Source organism: Pseudomonas sp. FSL W5-0203 (genome assembly GCF_001896155.1).
Lineage (GTDB): Bacteria > Pseudomonadota > Gammaproteobacteria > Pseudomonadales > Pseudomonadaceae > Aquipseudomonas > Aquipseudomonas paracarnis.
In genome coordinates, this window is record NZ_MPOR01000002.1 from 1 (window position 1) to 17,364 (window position 17,364).

Here is a 17,364-nt window from a genome sequence, read left to right on the forward strand (position 1 = left end):
GCGTTAAAGCGTTAAAGCGTTAAAGCGTTAAAGCGTTAAAGCGTTAAAGCGTTAAAGCGTTAAAGCGTTAAAGCGTTAAAGCGTTAAAAGGTTATTTCATTATTTCGTTACGACGCCATCCACTAATCCGAATCAGCAAAAAACTAACGAAATTAAAATAGCGATTTGCCAATGATCAGAAATCAGCACTAAAGAAAAAATCAGGAGGCAAAAGCACTTTTCCCCCTCCCGCCAACGGGCATTAGGTGTTTTTTTTGTGCAAAAGGTCGACTGATGAAATACGCGGGCAAGGGCACCGTGACTGCGGCCTACGCCCTCATCTGGGTCATTTCAACATTTGGGATATTTGGAAAGGACTGGAAAGTCAGCCAAGAGAGATACCCGTTAAAACCAGGTGTATCCGATGACGCCATAGCCTTATATACCGCTTCCTCAGATGCGAAAACTTGCATATGAGGGCGTTTTGGATGTTGGACGGAGCCTACTCATCTAAGGAGTAATGCCCCGTGGCTTGAACCAACTGGACCACTACCGGACATTTTGACCAAACCGCTCCCCTATCAGGGAGAGCGCCTTATGATAGGTGTCCAAAAAGTGTCCATTTTAGGCGGATATATTGGTGAACATCGCAGCTCTAATCATCCTGAAAGCCCTGATTATATTGACCGTATCCAGCAAACACACGACCATAATGTGGACTCATAATCCCTTGGTCGTAGGTTCGAGTCCTACTGGGCCCACCACACAAAAAAAGCCGCGCATTGCGCGGCTTTTGCGTATCTGGCATCACGGTTCTTTCAGCCAGGCCAAGCCTGTACCATGCTTGCTCATTGCCCCCGCACTGGAGCCCCCCCCTTGCCCGCCCTAGACGAAATCGACCGCCAACTGATCGCCGCCCTGCAGCTCAACGCCCGTGAAAGCGTGGCCATGCTCGCCAGGCAGTTGGGCATCGCGCGCACCACCGTCACGTCGCGTCTGGCCCGCCTGGAGAAAACCCAGGTCATCACCGGTTACGGCGTGCGCCTGGGCCAGCGCGTTGCGGATGGGGGGTTGCAAGCTTATGTGGGCATTACCGTGCAACCCCGTTCGGGCAAAGAGGTGTTGCGCAGGCTGAGCGCCATGGCGCAAGTGCAGCAGTTGTGCGCGGTAAGTGGAGAGTTCGATTACGTGGCTTGGCTGCGCACCGATTCGCCAGAGCAACTGGACCAATTGCTGGACCAGATCGGCAGTGTCGACGGCGTGGAGAAAACCACCACCTCGATCATCCTCAGTAACAAATTGGATCGCGGACAACCAATCTGATCACTACCTTCGTCATATTGACTAAAACCAGTACAATCCGACGACACATTGCGTCTTATTAACGAGCGCAACGCTCCCTAAACTGGCTGCCATCTTTTCCTATACTCAACGGGCCCTCCTCCCGCCGAGCCGTCAGTAAGGTCAGCCATGAGCATTCCGTCCAGCACCCTCAGCAAGCCCAATCGCCACCCGGGCGACGGTAAGAAACCCATCACCATCTTCGGCCCGGACTTCCCGTTTGCCTTTGATGACTGGATCGAACACCCCGCCGGGCTGGGCAGTATTCCTGCGGCCAATCATGGCGCCGAAGTGGCGATCGTCGGCGCCGGGATCGCGGGCCTGGTTGCGGCCTACGAGCTGATGAAACTCGGGCTCAAGCCCGTTGTGTATGAAGCCTCGAAGATGGGTGGCCGCTTGCGCTCGCAGGCCTTTGAAGGCGCCGAAGGCATCATCGCCGAGTTGGGCGGCATGCGGTTCCCGGTATCGTCCACGGCGTTCTACCATTACGTGGACAAACTTGGACTGGAGACCAAGCCCTTTCCCAACCCGCTGACACCGGCGTCCGGCAGCACCGTGATCGATCTGGAAGGCCAGACTCACTATGCGCAAAAACTCTCCGATTTACCGGCACTGTTCCAGGAAGTCGCCGATGCCTGGGCCGACGCCTTGGAGGCCGGTTCGCAGTTCGGCGATATCCAGCAGGCAATCCGCGACCGCGACGTGCCACGGCTCAAGGAACTGTGGAACAAGCTCGTGCCGCTGTGGGATGACCGTACCTTCTACGACTTCGTCGCCACCTCCAAAGCCTTCGCCAAATTGTCCTTCCACCACCGCGAGGTGTTTGGCCAGGTCGGTTTCGGCACCGGCGGTTGGGACTCTGACTTTCCCAACTCCATGCTGGAAATCTTCCGTGTGGTAATGACCAACTGCGATGATCATCAACACCTGATCGTCGGTGGCGTGGCACAAGTGCCCATGGGCATCTGGCGCCATGTGCCAGAGCGCTGCGCCCATTGGCCGGCCGGCACCAGCCTGAGCTCGTTGCATAGAGGCGCACCACGGGCAGGCGTGAAGCGCATTGCCCACGCCGCCGATGGCCGCTTCGCCGTTACCGACAACTATGGCGACACCCGTGAATACGCAGCGGTGCTGACCACCTGCCAAAGCTGGTTGCTGACCACCCAGATCGAATGCGACGAAACCCTGTTCTCACAAAAAATGTGGATGGCCCTGGATCGCACTCGCTACATGCAGTCATCGAAAACCTTCGTGATGGTTGATCGCCCATTCTGGAAAGACAAAGACCCGCAAACCGGCCGCGACCTGATGAGCATGACCCTCACCGACCGCCTGACCCGGGGCACCTACCTGTTCGATAACGGTGACGACAAGCCGGGGGTGATCTGCCTGTCCTACTCGTGGATGAGCGACGCACTGAAGATGCTGCCCCAGCCTATCGACAAGCGGGTGAAACTGGCCCTCGATGCGCTGAAGAAGATCTACCCCAACGTTGATATCAAGGCGCGCATCATCGGCGACCCGATCACCGTGTCCTGGGAGGCCGATCCGCATTTCCTCGGGGCCTTCAAAGGCGCCTTGCCCGGTCACTATCGCTATAACCAGCGGATGTATGCGCACTTCATGCAGAAGGATATGCCCGCCGAACAACGCGGGATCTTCATCGCGGGTGATGATGTATCGTGGACGCCCGCCTGGGTCGAAGGCGCGGTACAAACCTCGCTCAACGCGGTATGGGGCATCATGAATCACTTCGGTGGCAGCACCCACCCGGAGAACCCAGGCCCAGGCGACGTGTTCGATGAAATAGGGCCAATCGCCCTGGCAGAATAAGGAGTTGAGCATGCGTGTCGCCCTGTACCAATGCCCGCCGCTGCCGCTGGATGTGGCCGCTAACCTGCAGCGCCTGCACCAGTTGGCCCATGAAGCACACGGCGCCGATGTGCTGGTGCTGCCAGAGATGTTTCTCAGCGGCTATAACATTGGCGCCGAAGCCGTTGGCGCACTGGCCGAGGCACAGGATGGGCCATCGGCGCAGGCGATTGCCCAACTGGCGCAAAGTGCCGGGCTGGCGATCCTGTATGGCTACCCGGAGCGGGCCGAAGACGGCCAGGTCTACAACGCCGTGCAGTTGATCGACGCCCAGGGCAAGCGCCTGTGCAACTACCGCAAGACCCACTTGTTTGGCGATCTTGACCACTCAATGTTCAGCGCCGGCCCCGATGATTTCCCGGTGGTGGAATTGAACGGGTGGAAGGTGGGCATGCTGATTTGCTACGACCTGGAGTTTCCGGAAAACACCCGGCGCCTGGCCCTCGCCGGTGCCGAACTGATTCTGGTGCCCACCGCTAATATGGTGCCGTTCGACTTCGTTGCCGACGTCACCGTGCGGGCGCGAGCCTTTGAAAACCAATGCTTCGTGGCCTATGCCAACTATTGCGGGCACGAAGGCGAGATTCACTACTGCGGGCAAAGCAGCATTGCCGCGCCGGACGGCCAGCGAATTGCCCAGGCCGGCCTGGATGAAGCCTTGATCGTCGGCACCCTGGATCGCCAATCTATTGTCGACGCCCGCGCCGCCAACCACTACCTGCAAGACCGTCGCGCCGAACTCTACGGCGCACTGCACAAGCCCTGACCCATTGGGTTTGCTAGCATAGGCACTTCCCACGCCTCGGAAGTGCCCATGCCTGCGCCGGTTCACCCTCATCCCCTTCACCTGACTCTCGCTAATGGCCTGCGGGTTTGCCTGCGCCATGCGCCACGCTTGAAGCGCTGCGCCGCCGTTTTACACGTGGCTGCCGGCAGCCATGACGTGCCATTGGCCTGGCCTGGCCTGGCGCATTTTCTTGAGCACTTGTTGTTTCTCGGTACCGAACGTTTCCCAGTCGGCGAAGGGCTGATGGCCTACGTGCAGCGCCACGGTGGGCAGGTCAACGCCAGCACCCGTGAGCGCACCACCGAGTTCTTCTTTGAACTGCCGGTGCCGGCTTTTGCAGACGGGCTGGCGCGTTTGGCGGATATGCTGGCTCACCCGCGCCTGGCCCTCGACGATCAACAACGTGAACGCGAAGTGCTGGAGGCGGAGTTCATCGCCTGGTCCCAGGATGCCAAGGCCCAACAGCAAGTGGCGCTGCTGCAAGGCTTGGCGGCGGATCATCCTCTACGAGGTTTTCATGCCGGCAACCGCGACAGCCTGCCGGTGGAAAGCGACGAGTTTCAGCACGCCTTGCGAGGGTTCCACGCACGCTTTTATCAAAGCGGGCAGATGACCCTGAGCCTCGCCGGTCCACAATCGCTGGCCGACCTGCAGGCCTTGGCCCAGCAGTTCAGTGACCAACTGACGCCCGGCCCATTGCACCCGCAGGCCGCTCCACCGGCCTTGATGCATGGCCCGGCACGCAGCTATCAACACGTCGCCGGCCAACACCTGCATCAGGTTATTACGTGTAACGCGCCACGGGAAGCGCTGGCGTTTCTCTGCACCTGGCTCAACGCCTCGGCCCCCGGCGGGTTGCTCGCTGAACTGCAAGCGCGACGACTGGCCACCGCGCTGCAGGCGTCCGTGCTGTACCAATTCGCGGATCAAGCCGTGCTGGATATAGACTTCACCCTCGCCAGCGAACGCGAACCGGCTACGCAGATTGAAGAGTTGCTGCACGACTGGCTGGGTTTCTTCGCACACAGCGACTGGACAGCGTTACGCGAAGAGTTCGCCTTGCTCAATGCTCGCCAGCAACAGGTCCAAGGCGCCCTGGCGTTGGCGCGCAACGATGCCCAAGACCTGTCGGAACAAGGCGTCGTAGCCCTCAAGGCCATACTCGATTCACTGCACCTGCCCGCCTCCCGGCACCCTTGGCAACTGCCGCCCAATAACCCCTTGCTTCGTGCGCCCGCCAAGGAAGAACGCGCTGGCCTGATTCGTGGCCAAACCAGCGCCCACCGTGGCTTGCGCACCTTTGCCCAGGATCGCTCACGGGGCCGACGGGAGCTGTCAGCGTTGACCTTCAGCCAGGCGTTGGCGGATGACACTGGCGAAGGCGCGCTGTACCTGCACTGGCGGTTTGACTCGGCGGTACCCACCTGGCTGGAAAGCCTGTTGCAGCCGTTGCGCGAACAGGCACGCCAGGCCGGCGTCGAGTTGTCTTGCGAAACCTGCGCCACGGATTGGCAGGTGAAGATGCACGGCCTCCACGAGCCCATGCCGGCGGTGCTCGAAGCGTTGGCGCGGTGTCTGAGTGACTCGGATGAACCTTTGCCACCGACCGCTCCCGTGCCGATGATCGCCATCCGGGAACTGCTCAAGGCGTTGCCCGCTTGCTGCGCGGGTGTTCAGCCCCAGCCTCAGGAGACGACAGCATCATGGGCTACCGCGCGCTGGCAGGCGCTGGGCGCAGGCCTGCCACCCGCCTGTGAAGCCGCGATCAAAGCCGCAGCGGTCCGGTTGCCTGGGCAACCGGCAAGCGTGCCTTCTACACCTCAGTCCCTTGACGGACGAAAGCGCTGGCACGCAGTCAGCACCGAATCCAGCGAAGCAGCGCTACTGCTATTTTGCCCAACGCCGACTCAATCCCTCGCCGATGAAGCCCACTGGCGGTTGCTCGGGCACGTGCTCCAGGGGCCGTTCTACCAGCGTTTGAGAGTCGAACTGCAAATCGGCTACGCCGTGTTCAGCGGCATCCGACATATCAACGGCCAAACCGGCCTGCTGTTTGGGGTGCAATCGCCGAGCGCCTCCCTGGACGGCATCGTCCAACAGTTGCAGGCCTTCCTAGGGCAACTGCCGTCGTTGATCGAACGCAGCCCCGACTTGGGTAACCAGGCCCTCGCACAGCAGTTCGCGGCCCAGACGCTGCCCATCAACGAAGCTGCCGACTTGCTGTGGCATGCGCACCTGGCAGGTCATTCGTCGGGTTATCTGGATCAGCTTCAACAGTTGATCCAAGCGTGCACACGCGAGGATGTGCAGCGCGCCGCGCAACAACTCAATGACGCCGCAGGCGGCTGGCAATGCGTGGCCAACGGGCCGCGTATCAGCGACGACTGGCAAGCAGCGCCGTGATCATTGCCAACCCTGCAACAGGCTTTCTCCACCGAGACAGCGCTAACTTGAATAAAATTGCGTAACATTGCGCAGCAATATCTGAACATCTCCAACAGGAGGTGGACTATATGTATTACTTGGTAGTGAACGTCCCATCCCTTGATAGGAGTAAGAATATGACCTGGTCCAAACCTGCTTACACTGATCTGCGTATTGGTTTCGAAGTCACCATGTACTTCGCCAGCCGTTGATTGGCTGAGTGATACAACGCCTCGGTTCGCCCGGGGCGTTTTTGTTTTGAGCTGTGCTTGATGGAGCGATCATGTTTGTCCAGATTCTAGGTTCCGCCGCCGGCGGTGGCTTCCCTCAGTGGAACTGCAACTGCGTGAACTGCGCAGGTTTTCGCGATGGCAGCCTGCGGGCCCACGCGCGTACCCAGTCGTCCATCGCGATCTCCGACGATGGCGTGAATTGGGTGCTCTGCAATGCCTCGCCGGATATCCGCGCGCAACTCCAGGGCTTTGCGCCCATGCAACCGGGCCGCGCCCTGCGCGATACCGGCATCAGCGCAATCATCCTGATGGACAGCCAGATCGACCACACCACTGGCCTGCTGAGCCTGCGCGAAGGCTGCCCGCACCAGGTGTGGTGCACCGACATGGTCCACGAAGACCTGAGCACCGGTTTCCCGTTGTTCACCATGCTGACCCACTGGAACGGTGGCCTGGCCTGGAACCGCATCGAGTTGGACGCTAGCTTCACCATCCCGGCCTGCCCCAACCTGCGCTTCACCCCGCTGCCGTTGCGCAGCGCCGCACCGCCCTATTCGCCGCACCGTTTCGACCCGCACCCCGGTGACAACATTGGCCTGATCGTCGAAGACCTGCGCACCGGCGGCAAATTGTTCTACGCCCCGGGCCTGGGCAAGGTCGACGCACCGCTGCTGGACATCATGGCCGGCAGTGACTGCCTGCTGGTGGACGGCACGATGTGGGACGACGATGAAATGCAGCGCCGTGGCGTCGGCACCCGCACCGGGCGTGAGATGGGCCACCTGGCACAGAACGGCCCCGGCGGCATGCTTGAAGTGCTCGAGCAACTGCCCAAACAGCGCAAAGTGCTTATCCACATCAACAACACCAACCCGATCCTCGATGAAGACTCCCCCGAGCGAGCGGAGCTGGTGCGGCGCAATGTCGAAGTGGCTTACGACGGCATGAGCATTGAATTGTAGGAGCGATCGAAATGACCGACACACCGTTGAGCAAGGCTGAGTTCGAAGCCGCCCTGCGCGCCAAGGGCGCCTTCTACCATATCCATCACCCCTACCATGTGGCGATGTACGAAGGCCGTGCCAGCCGTGAGCAGATCCAGGGCTGGGTCGCCAATCGCTTCTACTATCAAGTGAATATCCCGCTGAAAGACGCGGCGATCCTGGCCAACTGCCCAGACCGTGAAATCCGTCGCGAATGGATCCAGCGCCTGCTCGACCACGACGGCGCGCCCGGTGAAGACGGCGGTATCGAAGCCTGGCTGCGCCTGGGCCAGGCTGTGGGCCTGGACCCCGATCAACTGCGCTCCCAAGAGTTGGTGCTGCCCGGCGTACGCTTCGCCGTGGACGCCTATGTCAACTTCGCCCGCCGCGCCAGCTGGCAGGAAGCCGCCAGCAGCTCGCTGACCGAGCTGTTCGCGCCGCAAATCCACCAGTCGCGCCTCGATAGTTGGCCGCAGCACTACCCGTGGATCGACCCGGCCGGTTACGAGTACTTCCGCACCCGCCTGGGCCAGGCCCGGCGCGATGTGGAACACGGCTTGGCGATCACCCTGCAGCACTACACCACCCGCGAGGGGCAGGAGCGCATGCTGGACATTCTCCAGTTCAAACTGGACATCCTCTGGAGCATGCTGGACGCCATGAGCATGGCCTACGAACTCAAACGCCCGCCGTATCACAGCGTGACCGAACAGCGGGTATGGCATAAAGGGATTACCCTATGAGCTTTGATCGCAGCAAAAAACCGACCTGGCGCCAGGGCTATCGCTACCAGTACGAGCCTGCACAGAAAGGCCACGTGTTGCTCTACCCCGAAGGCATGATCAAGCTCAACGACAGCGCCGCATTGATCGGCGGCCTAATCGACGGCGAGCGCGACGTGGCGGCCATCATTGCCGAGCTGGACAAGCAGTTCCCCGGAGTACCGGAGCTGGGTGACGACATCGAGCAATTCATGGAGGTCGCCCGTGCTGAGCACTGGATCACCCTTGCCTGAAAAGCCAGCCATCGGCCTACCGCTGTGGCTGCTGGCCGAGCTGACCTATCGCTGCCCGTTGCAGTGCCCGTATTGCTCCAACCCGCTGGATTTCGCCGAGCAGGGCAAGGAGTTGAGCACCGAACAATGGATCAAGGTATTTCGCGAAGCCCGTGAAATGGGTGCTGCGCAGCTGGGGTTTTCCGGCGGTGAGCCGCTGGTGCGCCAGGACTTGGCCGAACTGATCGGCGAGGCTCGCAAGCTGGGTTTCTACACCAACCTGATCACCTCTGGCATCGGCCTCACCGAACAAAAAATCAGCGACTTCAAGAAAGCCGGCCTGGACCATATCCAGATCAGCTTCCAGGCCAGTGACGAACAGGTGAACAACCTGCTGGCCGGCTCCAAAAAAGCCTTCGCGCAAAAACTGGAAATGGCCCGAGCCGTGAAAGCCCACGGCTACCCGATGGTGCTGAACTTCGTCACCCATCGGCACAATATCGACAAGATCGACCGCATCATCGAGCTGTGCATTGCGCTGGAAGCAGATTTCGTCGAGCTCGCCACTTGCCAGTTCTACGGCTGGGCACAGCTCAATCGCGTGGGTTTGCTGCCCACCCGCGAGCAACTGGTGCGCGCCGAACGCATCACCAATGAGTACCGCGCCAAACTGGAAGCCGAAGACCACCCGTGCAAGCTGATCTTCGTGACACCGGATTATTACGAGGAGCGCCCCAAAGCGTGCATGAACGGCTGGGGCAGCATCTTCCTGACAGTCACACCCGACGGCACCGCCCTGCCTTGTCACGGCGCAAGGCAAATGCCCGTGCAGTTTCCCAATGTGCGCGACCACAGCATGCAGCACATCTGGTACGACTCGTTTGGCTTCAATCGCTTTCGTGGCTACGACTGGATGCCCGAGCCGTGCCGATCATGCGACGAAAAAGAAAAGGATTTCGGCGGCTGCCGTTGCCAGGCCTTCATGCTCACCGGTGACGCCAGCAACGCCGACCCGGTATGCAGCAAATCCGAGCAGCACGGCATCATCCTTCAGGCGCGGGAAGAAGCCGAACAGGCCACCCAGACCATCGAGCAACTGGCCTTTCGCAATGAGCGCAACTCAAGGCTCATTGCAAAAGGCTGAGCGCCTCAACGCTTGGCGATGATGTACACCGCGTGGATGATGCCCGGGAAGTAACCGCACAGGGTCAGCAGGATATTCAGCCAGAAGGCACCGCCGAAACCAACTTGCAGGAACACACCCAATGGCGGCAGCAGAATGGCGATGATGATACGAATAATGTCCATGGGTCAGCTCCAGAAAATCGGCTCGCGTGAGCCGTGTAGCTAATCGACCTTGGCGGTTCGTGAGGGTTCAGTGGATTCTGGCATTGGGCCATCTCAGGCCAGAATCTGCAGGCCATGTTTTTGCACGATACTCAATAACTTGAGCGCCATGCCACTAGGCCGTTTCTCTCCCGACTCCCATTTTTTGACGGTAGACGCGCTGGTGTTCAGGTAGCGGGCGAACACAGGTTGGCTGACATGGCTGCTTTCACGTAGTTGCTTGATCTGTTCGGCAGGTATTTGGTCTGGCATGGATAAGCACGCCTCATCATATTCTCGCAGAGTGGTTTTGCTGATGGCGCCGACAGCATGAAGTGCCTTGGCTGACTGGTGAATGGACTCAAACGCCTCGCTTTTATACTTCTTGGTCATGATGTATCTCCACAAACTCCTTGAGATCCAGCATTTGCTGAATCTGTGCTTCGTTTAACCTTTCATAAGTTTTGGCCAGTGATCGAAACCAAACAAGTTCGCTCTGCGTAATGTTGCCTTGATCCTTCTTCGCGAACAGCAACTGATAAACCCAATAGTGCCTACCCTTGGCCAATATGATTGAACGATGTCGATTTTGATTGAGGCGTTTTTTCCAGACACCACCGCCCAGATTATCTGCCTGCCCCCTCAGTATTTCGCCAAACGCCTCCCTCAACTCCGAATCGCAGATCCAGGCTTTGTTGGCCGCCTCGGCAAATCGCCGTGTTTTAAACAACCTGAGCTTCATGGAGGTCCCTTCCCAAAAACATACCACCCAGTGGTATAGATTAAAAGTCGAGCACGCTGTGCCCCATCGGCGGTCCTTGCCGACGTCCGCTAAGAAACCACTGTTCCCAGGGAGGCTCAATCAACGTTTTCACACCAGAAATTACCCAGACAAAAAAACGCCCCCAGCCAAAAGAATCAGGCTGGAGGCGCCGCGTATGCCGCGAGACGGTTCAGGAAACTGGGGTCAAACGGCGATGCCCTTGCGGCATTGCACTTGAGCGGTGCGCACCCGAGAAAAGGCGCGGGCAAGCCGCAGCAGCATTTCGTCGATGTGGGTTTTGCTGATGTTCAGCGCAGGGGTAAAGCGCAGGCAGTCAGGTTGTGAGGCAGTGAGAATCAGGCCTTCGTGCAGCGCGGCCTTGACCACTGCTGCGGCGCAATCGTCCGACAGTGTCAGGCCCCAAAGCAGCCCGTTGCCGCGCAAGGGCCCATGGTCGTAACGGTAGGCAAGCCGGGCAAGGCCTTCTGCGAGGTACAAGCCGGATTCGCGTAGGTGCTCGAGAAAGCCGTTCTCCAATAGAGCGTCGAGTACGGCGATACCCGCAGATGCCATCAGTGCATTGCCGTGATGTGTACCGTCCAGCTCGCCCGGTTCGAAGCAACAGGCATTACCACGCGCCACCAGCGCCGCCAAGGGCACACCGCCGCCCAGGCCTTTGCCCAGGGCAATGATGTCGGCGCGCACGCCGTATTGCTGTTCGGCGAGCAGGCTGCCGCAGCGGCCGATACCGGTTTGCACTTCGTCGAAGATCAGCAGGATCCCGAGCTCACGACACAGGCGTTCGACGCCTTTGAGGTAATGTTCTGTCGCAGGGACGACACCGCCGCCGCTTTGTATCGGCTCCAGCATGATGGCGACGGTCTGCGCATCGACCGCTGCATGCAGGGCCGGCAGATCGTTAAACGGCACTTGGCTGAAACCTGGCAACTGCGGTTCGAACCGGTTTTCGCAGGCCATGGCCGACGCCGACATAGCCCCAAGGCTCCGGCCGTGGCAGCCATTGCTTACCGTGATGATGTGGTAAGCGCCGCCACGATGCAGCTGGCCCCACTTGCGTGCCAACTTGATGGCCGCTTCACAGGCTTCGGCACCCGTGTTGAGCAAGTAGGCCTGATCACTGCCGGTGTGGTGGCACAGACGGTCGACGAGGTCCAGTTGCGCGCGGTTGTGCAAACCCAGGCCAGGGTTGATCACGGTGTGCATCTGTTCGGCAATGGCGTCGCGCACGGCCTGAGGACTGTGGCCCAGGCTGTTGGCGCCGCCGCCTTGACTGAAATCCAGATAGGCGCGGTCGTCAGCGTCCGAAAGCCAGGAGCCCTGCCCCTGCACAAACACCTGGGGCGGGCGCGCCACAGTGGGCATCAGGCACTGGCTGGAAACCTCTGCACGCGGGGCATGCACAAGCAGGTCATCCAGACTCGGCGCGAAGCGACGGAACAAGTTCACACTTCACCTCCGCTGGCAACCTGACCTTGGTCGATGCCGCCTGCCAATAAGGCCTTCAGATTTTTTGCGTTGCCTATGTAAACGCTATCAACAAAAACGCTGTTCATTGTCCGATCCGGCCCTGTAAGCCCTGCGAATAGGCGCTAGACTAGGCGCCTCGGGGGCCAGCGGCCATTTCGATTTTCCAGCTTTTTCGATAAGCAAACCTTATGGATTTCAAGCAACTGCGTTATTTCGTCGCGGTGTATGAGGAAGGCCATGTAGGCCGTGCCGCGGAGCGTCTGTCGATCTCCCAGCCAGCGTTGTCGCAACAAATTCGCCAACTGGAACAGAACCTCGACGTCGGCCTGTTCGAACGTAGCAGCAAGCGTCTGCTGCCAACGCTGGCGGCGCACACTTTATACAACCACGCGTTGCCGCTCATTGATGGGATGCAGCAAGCCGTGGAGGCACTGCGCAACTTCAAGGGCCAGGCCATGCGCACCCTGGCCATCGGCGTGCTGCAAACCGTGCACACCAGCCTGGTACCGCAGATGCTTGAGCGCGTGCGCAAAGCCCAGCCCCATCTGGTGGTGCAGATCTACGAGCTGACCGGGCTTGAGATTGAGCGGCGGTTGCTCAATGGCTCACTCGATATCGGCATCAGCTACCTGCCACCCCGTCAGCCGGGCCTGCACGGCGTGTTGCTGTATGAAGACGAGCTGAAGGTGGTGATACCCGAAGATCATCCGTTGCGCGAGTTCAAGAAAGTCTCGCTCAAACAAGCCGCCGAATTACCGATGTTGCTGCTGGGGGAAGAGTTTCAGGTTCGGCAGATCTGGCAAGGCCAACTGTCCAACCTCGGGCGGCGTCCGCAAGTGCAGGCGGAACTCAATACCATGGTGGGCATTCTCGACAGCCTGCCTCACACCCGTTTGGCGACCGTGCTGCCTGGGCGGTCCCAGGATGAACACAACAGCAAGGCGCTGCTGTGGAAACCCTTGAGCGAGCCCAGGGTACCGCTGAAAGTAGGATTGGTATGCCGCGATGTGCAACGCCAGCAGGCGACGGTGGCGTTGCTGCGCACCCTGCTGGAAGACGTGATGAATGCCCCGTCGACAACCGCCTGACTTTTTCGCGGGCAAAAGAAAACCCCGCCGAAGCGGGGCTTTGCAGACTGTTTCCCTGACATCCATTTCACTCCGCCGTCCTGGCAGAATCCTACGTGTCCGTGTTGTTGCTTTGCGCTTCCTGCGCGACGTCCATGTGAAGTAGATTATCCGTGGATCCAATGTGGCGATAGAGGACGATTAGCAGCACGTCATGTAAGAGAATGCTTACACGCCCTCCTCGCCCTTAAAACAGGGCTTCATCCATCAGGAACAGTGATTCGCTGCCAGCTTTTACCGATGCACTCAACGAGTGGATACGCGGCAACAGTCGGGCAAAGTAGAAACGCGCAGTTCCCAGTTTGCTGGCGTAGAAATCCTCTTCGCCTTCTTTGCCCAACGCCGCCTTGGCCATGCGCGCCCACATATAGGCATAGGCCATGTAGCCGAACGCATGCAGGTATTCCACCGAGGCCGCACCGATTTCATTGGCATTGCTCTTGGCGCGGTCCAGCACCCAGGCCGTCAACTCATCCAGGTTATCCACTGCCGCACTTAGCGGTTTGGTGAATTCGGCCAACTCAGGGCCCGATGCGGCGATGAACTGGCGGATCTCATCAGCGAACAAGGTATAGAACGCACCGCCGCTGCCAACGATCTTGCGGCCCATCAGATCCAGGGCCTGAATGCCGTTGGTGCCTTCGTAGATCTGAGTGATGCGCACGTCACGCACCAATTGCTCCTGGCCCCACTCGCGGATGTAACCGTGGCCACCAAACACCTGCTGGCCAAGTACGGTGGTTTCCAGGCCCAGATCGGTGAGGAACGCCTTGGCCACCGGCGTCAGCAACGCCACCAGGTTATCGGCACGCTCGCGCGCCTGGGCATCGTCGCTGAACTTGGCGATGTCCAACTGCGTCGCCACGTAGGTGGAGAACGCCCGGCCGCCTTCGTTCGCCGCCTTCATGGTCAGCAACATGCGGCGGACATCCGGATGCACGATGATCGGGTCTGCCGGCTTGTCCTTGGCCTGCGCGCCCAGCGGGGAACGGCTCTGCAGACGGTCGCGGGCATATTCAATCGCGTTCTGATAGGACCGCTCACCCGACGCCAAGCCCTGAATGCCAACACCCAGGCGCTCATAGTTCATCATGGTGAACATCGCCGCCAAGCCACGGTTGGGCTCACCGACCAGGTAACCCACGGCTTCGTCGAAGTTCATCACACAGGTAGCGGAGGCCTGGATGCCCATCTTGTGTTCAATGGAGCCGCAATTTACCGGGTTACGCGCGCCCAGGCTGCCATCGGCATTTACCAGGAACTTCGGCACCAGAAACAGCGAGATGCCCTTGGGCCCGGCCGGTGCGTCCGGCAGTTTGGCCAGCACCAGGTGGATGATGTTTTCGGTGAGGTCGTGCTCGCCACCGGTAATGAAGATCTTGGTGCCGCTGACCTTGTAGGAGCCGTCCGCCTGAGGCTCGGCCTTGGTGCGGATCATGCCCAGGTCGGTACCGGCATGGGCTTCCGTCAGGCACATGGAACCGGCCCACTCACCGGAATACATCTTCGGCAGGTAGGTAGCCTTGAGTTCTTCACTGGCGTGGGTGTTGATCGATACACAGGCGCCGGAGGTCAACATCGGGTACAGGCCGAAAGCCAGGCTCGACGAGTTGATCATCTCTTCAACCTGCGCCGACACGGCCTTGGGCATGCCCATACCGCCGTAGGTCGGGTCGCCGCCCACACCGACCCAGCCGCCTTCGGCGTAGGTGCTGTAGGCCTGGGGGAAACCGTCGGGAGTCGTCACGGCGCCGTCCGCCCAGTGGCAGCCTTGCTCATCGCCGCCGCGGCTGAGCGGGGCAATGGATTTGGCGGTGACCTTGCCCGCCTCTTCCAAAATCGCCTCGACGGTTTCGGCGTCAACGCTGTCTGCCAATGCCGGTAACTGGGCCCAAGTATCAGCGACCTCAAACACTTCGTTGAGGACGAAGCGCATATCACGCAACGGCGCTTTGTAATCAGCCATGGCAAACCTCGTGAGAACGTGAAAAGTAATTCGATAGGATCGGTTTTACAGACCCCGAGTGTACCCGAACAACTTTTCAGACACATAGGGTCCATTCGTGACCATTAAGTATTTATAAGTCACATACAAAGCATTGTGGGAACGGGCTTGCTCGCGAATGCGGCGTGTCAGTCCCTACATCTTTGACTGCACTAGCGCATTCGCGAGCAAGCCCGCTCCCACATTTTGACCCCGAGCAATCAGTGACCTCTAAAGTGCAAAGGCCTGCGCCGGTAAGCTCATCAGGCATTCGCTCCCCGCCTCCACCGCAGCACGGTGCATGGACGTACGCGGCAACAAGCGCTTGAAATAAAAGTCGCAGGTCGCAAGCTTCGCCTGGGCAAACCCTTCGTCATCCTGCGCGTGCGCCGCGATCGCCATGCGCAGCCACAGGTAGGCAAGGATGATGTAACCGCTGTACATCAGGTAATCCATCGCCGCCGCGCCCACTTCGTCAGGGTTTTTCATCGCTGCCGTGCCGACCTTCAGGGTCAGTTCGCCCCATTGCTGGTTCAGTTCATTGAGTTGCGCCACATGGGCCTTGAGTTGCGCATGCTCGGCATTGGCCGCGCAGAACTTATGCACAATCTTGGTAAACCCACGCAGCAACTTGCCCTGGCTGCCCAGGACCTTGCGCCCAAGCAAGTCGAGGGCCTGGATGCCGTTGGTGCCTTCATAGATCGGCGCAATCCGTGCGTCACGGGCCAGTTGCTCCATGCCCCACTCTCGAATATAACCATGGCCACCGAATACCTGCATGCCGTGGTTGGTCACCTCCAGGCCGGTTTCGGTCATGAAGGCTTTACAGATCGGCGTGAGGAAGGCTAACAGGTCCTCGGCTTCCTGGCGTTGGCCAGCGTCGCTGCCCAGGTGCGCGGTATCGAGCAGTTGCGCGGTGAAATAGGTCAACGCGCGGTTGCCCTCGTTGAAGGCTTTCATGGTCAGCAGCATGCGGCGTACATCGGCGTGCACGATGATCGGGTCGGCAGCTTTCTCCGGAGCCTTGGCGCCGGTCAGCGAGCGCATCTGCAAACGGTCATTGGCGTACTTGATCGCGCCCTGGAAGCTCGCCTCGCCGTTGCACAGGCCCTGCATGCCGGTGCCCAGGCGTGCGTGGTTCATCATGGTGAACATGCAGTTGAGGCCCTTGTTCGCCTCGCCAATCAAATAGCCTTTGGCGCCATCGAAGTTCAACACGCAGGTGGCCGAGGCCTTGATGCCCATCTTGTGTTCGATGGAGCCGCAGTGCACCGCATTGCGCTCGCCGGAGTCGGCATGGAACTTGGGCACGATAAACAACGAAATGCCCTTGGTGCCCGCCGGCGCATCCGGCAGTTTGGCCAGCACCAGGTGGATGATATTGGCGCTCATGTCGTGCTCGCCGGCCGAGATGAAGATCTTGCTGCCGGTGACCGCGTAACTGCCGTCTGCCTGCGGTACGGCGCGGGTCTTGATCAAGCCCAGGTCGGTGCCGCAGTGGGCTTCGGTCAGGCACATGGTACCGGTCCATTCGCCGGCGGTGAGTTTGCTCAGGTAAGTGGCTTTCTGTTCGTCGGTGCCGTGGGCGTGGATGGCGGACATCGCACCGTGGGTCAGGCCCGGGTACATGCCCCAGGAGGTGTTGCTGGAGCCGATCATCTCGCTCAACACCAGGCCGAGGGAATGAGGCAGGCCCTGGCCACCGTAGGCCGGGTCTGCCGCCACGCCGTGCCAGCCGCCTTCCACATACTGGGCAAAGGCTTGCTTGAAGCCTTTGGGCGTGGTCACCACGCCATTATCGAAATGGCAGCCCTCTTCATCGCCGCTGCGATTGAGCGGCGCGAGTACGTTTTCGCAGAATTTGGCGCCTTCTTCGAGGATCGCACTGACCATGTCCGGGCTGGCATCCGTGGCGCCCAGGGCCGCGTAGTGGCCGTGGAAATCGAATACGTTGTCGATCAGAAAGCGCATGTCGCGCAGGGGAGCTTTGTACTCAGGCATGGCAATGTCTCCGGCAGCAGATAGGGTTAACCTACTGCCGGCCATGGCCGTGGACAATCACT

General features: G+C 59.8%; 16 protein-coding genes and 1 tRNA gene. 11 read left to right on the plus strand and 6 right to left on the minus strand.

Annotated elements, in window-relative coordinates; all coding sequences use genetic code 11:
* Positions 1-609 precede the first annotated feature (609 nt).
* The 10 genes from BOP96_RS30010 to pqqE all read left to right on the plus strand — a co-directional run bounded on the left by BOP96_RS30010 (position 610) and on the right by pqqE (position 9,757).
* A tRNA-Ser gene (locus tag BOP96_RS30010) sits at positions 610-743 on the plus strand.
* A gap of 112 nt (positions 744-855) precedes the next feature.
* Entirely contained in the window at positions 856-1,302 is a 447-nt protein-coding gene (locus tag BOP96_RS02225) for an Lrp/AsnC family transcriptional regulator (protein ID WP_003194755.1), read from the plus strand.
* Between the two features lie 147 nt (positions 1,303-1,449).
* On the plus strand, positions 1,450-3,153 hold the full coding sequence (locus BOP96_RS02230; RefSeq protein WP_014720191.1) for a flavin monoamine oxidase family protein: 1,704 nt from the start codon (positions 1,450-1,452) through the stop codon (positions 3,151-3,153).
* 10 nt (positions 3,154-3,163) lie between these two features.
* A complete protein-coding gene (locus BOP96_RS02235; RefSeq protein WP_072435431.1) occupies positions 3,164-3,958 on the plus strand; it encodes a carbon-nitrogen hydrolase family protein in 795 nt (264 codons plus the stop codon).
* 48 nt (positions 3,959-4,006) lie between these two features.
* Complete coding sequence (gene pqqF, locus BOP96_RS02240) at positions 4,007-6,382, plus strand: pyrroloquinoline quinone biosynthesis protein PqqF (protein WP_073451736.1); 2,376 nt, start codon at positions 4,007-4,009, stop codon at positions 6,380-6,382.
* Positions 6,383-6,540: 158 nt separating this feature from the next.
* Entirely contained in the window at positions 6,541-6,615 is a 75-nt protein-coding gene (gene pqqA / locus BOP96_RS02245; RefSeq protein ID WP_003194766.1) for a pyrroloquinoline quinone precursor peptide PqqA, read from the plus strand.
* A 71-nt stretch (positions 6,616-6,686) separates the two neighbouring features.
* The gene (gene pqqB, locus BOP96_RS02250) at positions 6,687-7,598 is read left to right on the plus strand and encodes a pyrroloquinoline quinone biosynthesis protein PqqB (RefSeq protein WP_014720194.1); all 912 of its coding nucleotides are present in this window, start codon (positions 6,687-6,689) and stop codon (positions 7,596-7,598) included.
* Positions 7,599-7,609: 11 nt separating this feature from the next.
* The gene (pqqC, locus tag BOP96_RS02255) at positions 7,610-8,362 is read left to right on the plus strand and encodes a pyrroloquinoline-quinone synthase PqqC (RefSeq protein WP_019817401.1); all 753 of its coding nucleotides are present in this window, start codon (positions 7,610-7,612) and stop codon (positions 8,360-8,362) included.
* On the plus strand, positions 8,359-8,634 hold the full coding sequence (gene pqqD, locus BOP96_RS02260) for a pyrroloquinoline quinone biosynthesis peptide chaperone PqqD (protein WP_003194772.1): 276 nt from the start codon (positions 8,359-8,361) through the stop codon (positions 8,632-8,634). The genes pqqC and pqqD overlap by 4 nt, the downstream gene beginning before the upstream one ends.
* Positions 8,627-9,757, plus strand: a complete 1,131-nt coding sequence (pqqE, locus tag BOP96_RS02265) for a pyrroloquinoline quinone biosynthesis protein PqqE (protein ID WP_073451738.1) — start codon at positions 8,627-8,629, stop codon at positions 9,755-9,757. The genes pqqD and pqqE overlap by 8 nt, the downstream gene beginning before the upstream one ends.
* 5 nt (positions 9,758-9,762) lie before the next feature.
* Here pqqE and BOP96_RS02270 read toward each other — a convergent pair whose 3' ends face one another.
* The 4 genes from BOP96_RS02270 to BOP96_RS02285 all read right to left on the minus strand — a co-directional run bounded on the left by BOP96_RS02270 (position 9,763) and on the right by BOP96_RS02285 (position 12,169).
* Entirely contained in the window at positions 9,763-9,921 is a 159-nt protein-coding gene (locus BOP96_RS02270; RefSeq protein WP_003194776.1) for a YqaE/Pmp3 family membrane protein, read from the minus strand.
* A 93-nt stretch (positions 9,922-10,014) separates the two neighbouring features.
* Positions 10,015-10,332: a helix-turn-helix domain-containing protein gene (locus BOP96_RS02275; protein WP_014720197.1), complete on the minus strand. Its 318-nt coding sequence runs from the start codon at positions 10,330-10,332 to the stop codon at positions 10,015-10,017.
* On the minus strand, positions 10,316-10,681 hold the full coding sequence (locus BOP96_RS02280) for a type II toxin-antitoxin system RelE/ParE family toxin (protein ID WP_073451740.1): 366 nt from the start codon (positions 10,679-10,681) through the stop codon (positions 10,316-10,318). The genes BOP96_RS02275 and BOP96_RS02280 overlap by 17 nt, the downstream gene beginning before the upstream one ends.
* A 225-nt stretch (positions 10,682-10,906) precedes the next feature.
* The gene (locus BOP96_RS02285) at positions 10,907-12,169 is read right to left on the minus strand and encodes an aspartate aminotransferase family protein (RefSeq protein WP_073451742.1); all 1,263 of its coding nucleotides are present in this window, start codon (positions 12,167-12,169) and stop codon (positions 10,907-10,909) included.
* A gap of 209 nt (positions 12,170-12,378) precedes the next feature.
* Here BOP96_RS02285 and BOP96_RS02290 point away from each other — a divergent pair, with 209 nt between their 5' ends.
* The gene (locus tag BOP96_RS02290) at positions 12,379-13,278 is read left to right on the plus strand and encodes a LysR family transcriptional regulator (protein WP_073451744.1); all 900 of its coding nucleotides are present in this window, start codon (positions 12,379-12,381) and stop codon (positions 13,276-13,278) included.
* Positions 13,279-13,504: 226 nt separating this feature from the next.
* Here BOP96_RS02290 and BOP96_RS02295 read toward each other — a convergent pair whose 3' ends face one another.
* Positions 13,505-15,283 (minus strand): acyl-CoA dehydrogenase C-terminal domain-containing protein, encoded by a 1,779-nt coding sequence (locus BOP96_RS02295; protein WP_069868798.1) that lies wholly within the window; start codon positions 15,281-15,283, stop codon positions 13,505-13,507.
* 249 nt (positions 15,284-15,532) lie between these two features.
* Positions 15,533-17,302, minus strand: a complete 1,770-nt coding sequence (locus tag BOP96_RS02300; protein WP_073451747.1) for an acyl-CoA dehydrogenase C-terminal domain-containing protein — start codon at positions 17,300-17,302, stop codon at positions 15,533-15,535.
* Positions 17,303-17,364 lie beyond the last annotated feature (62 nt).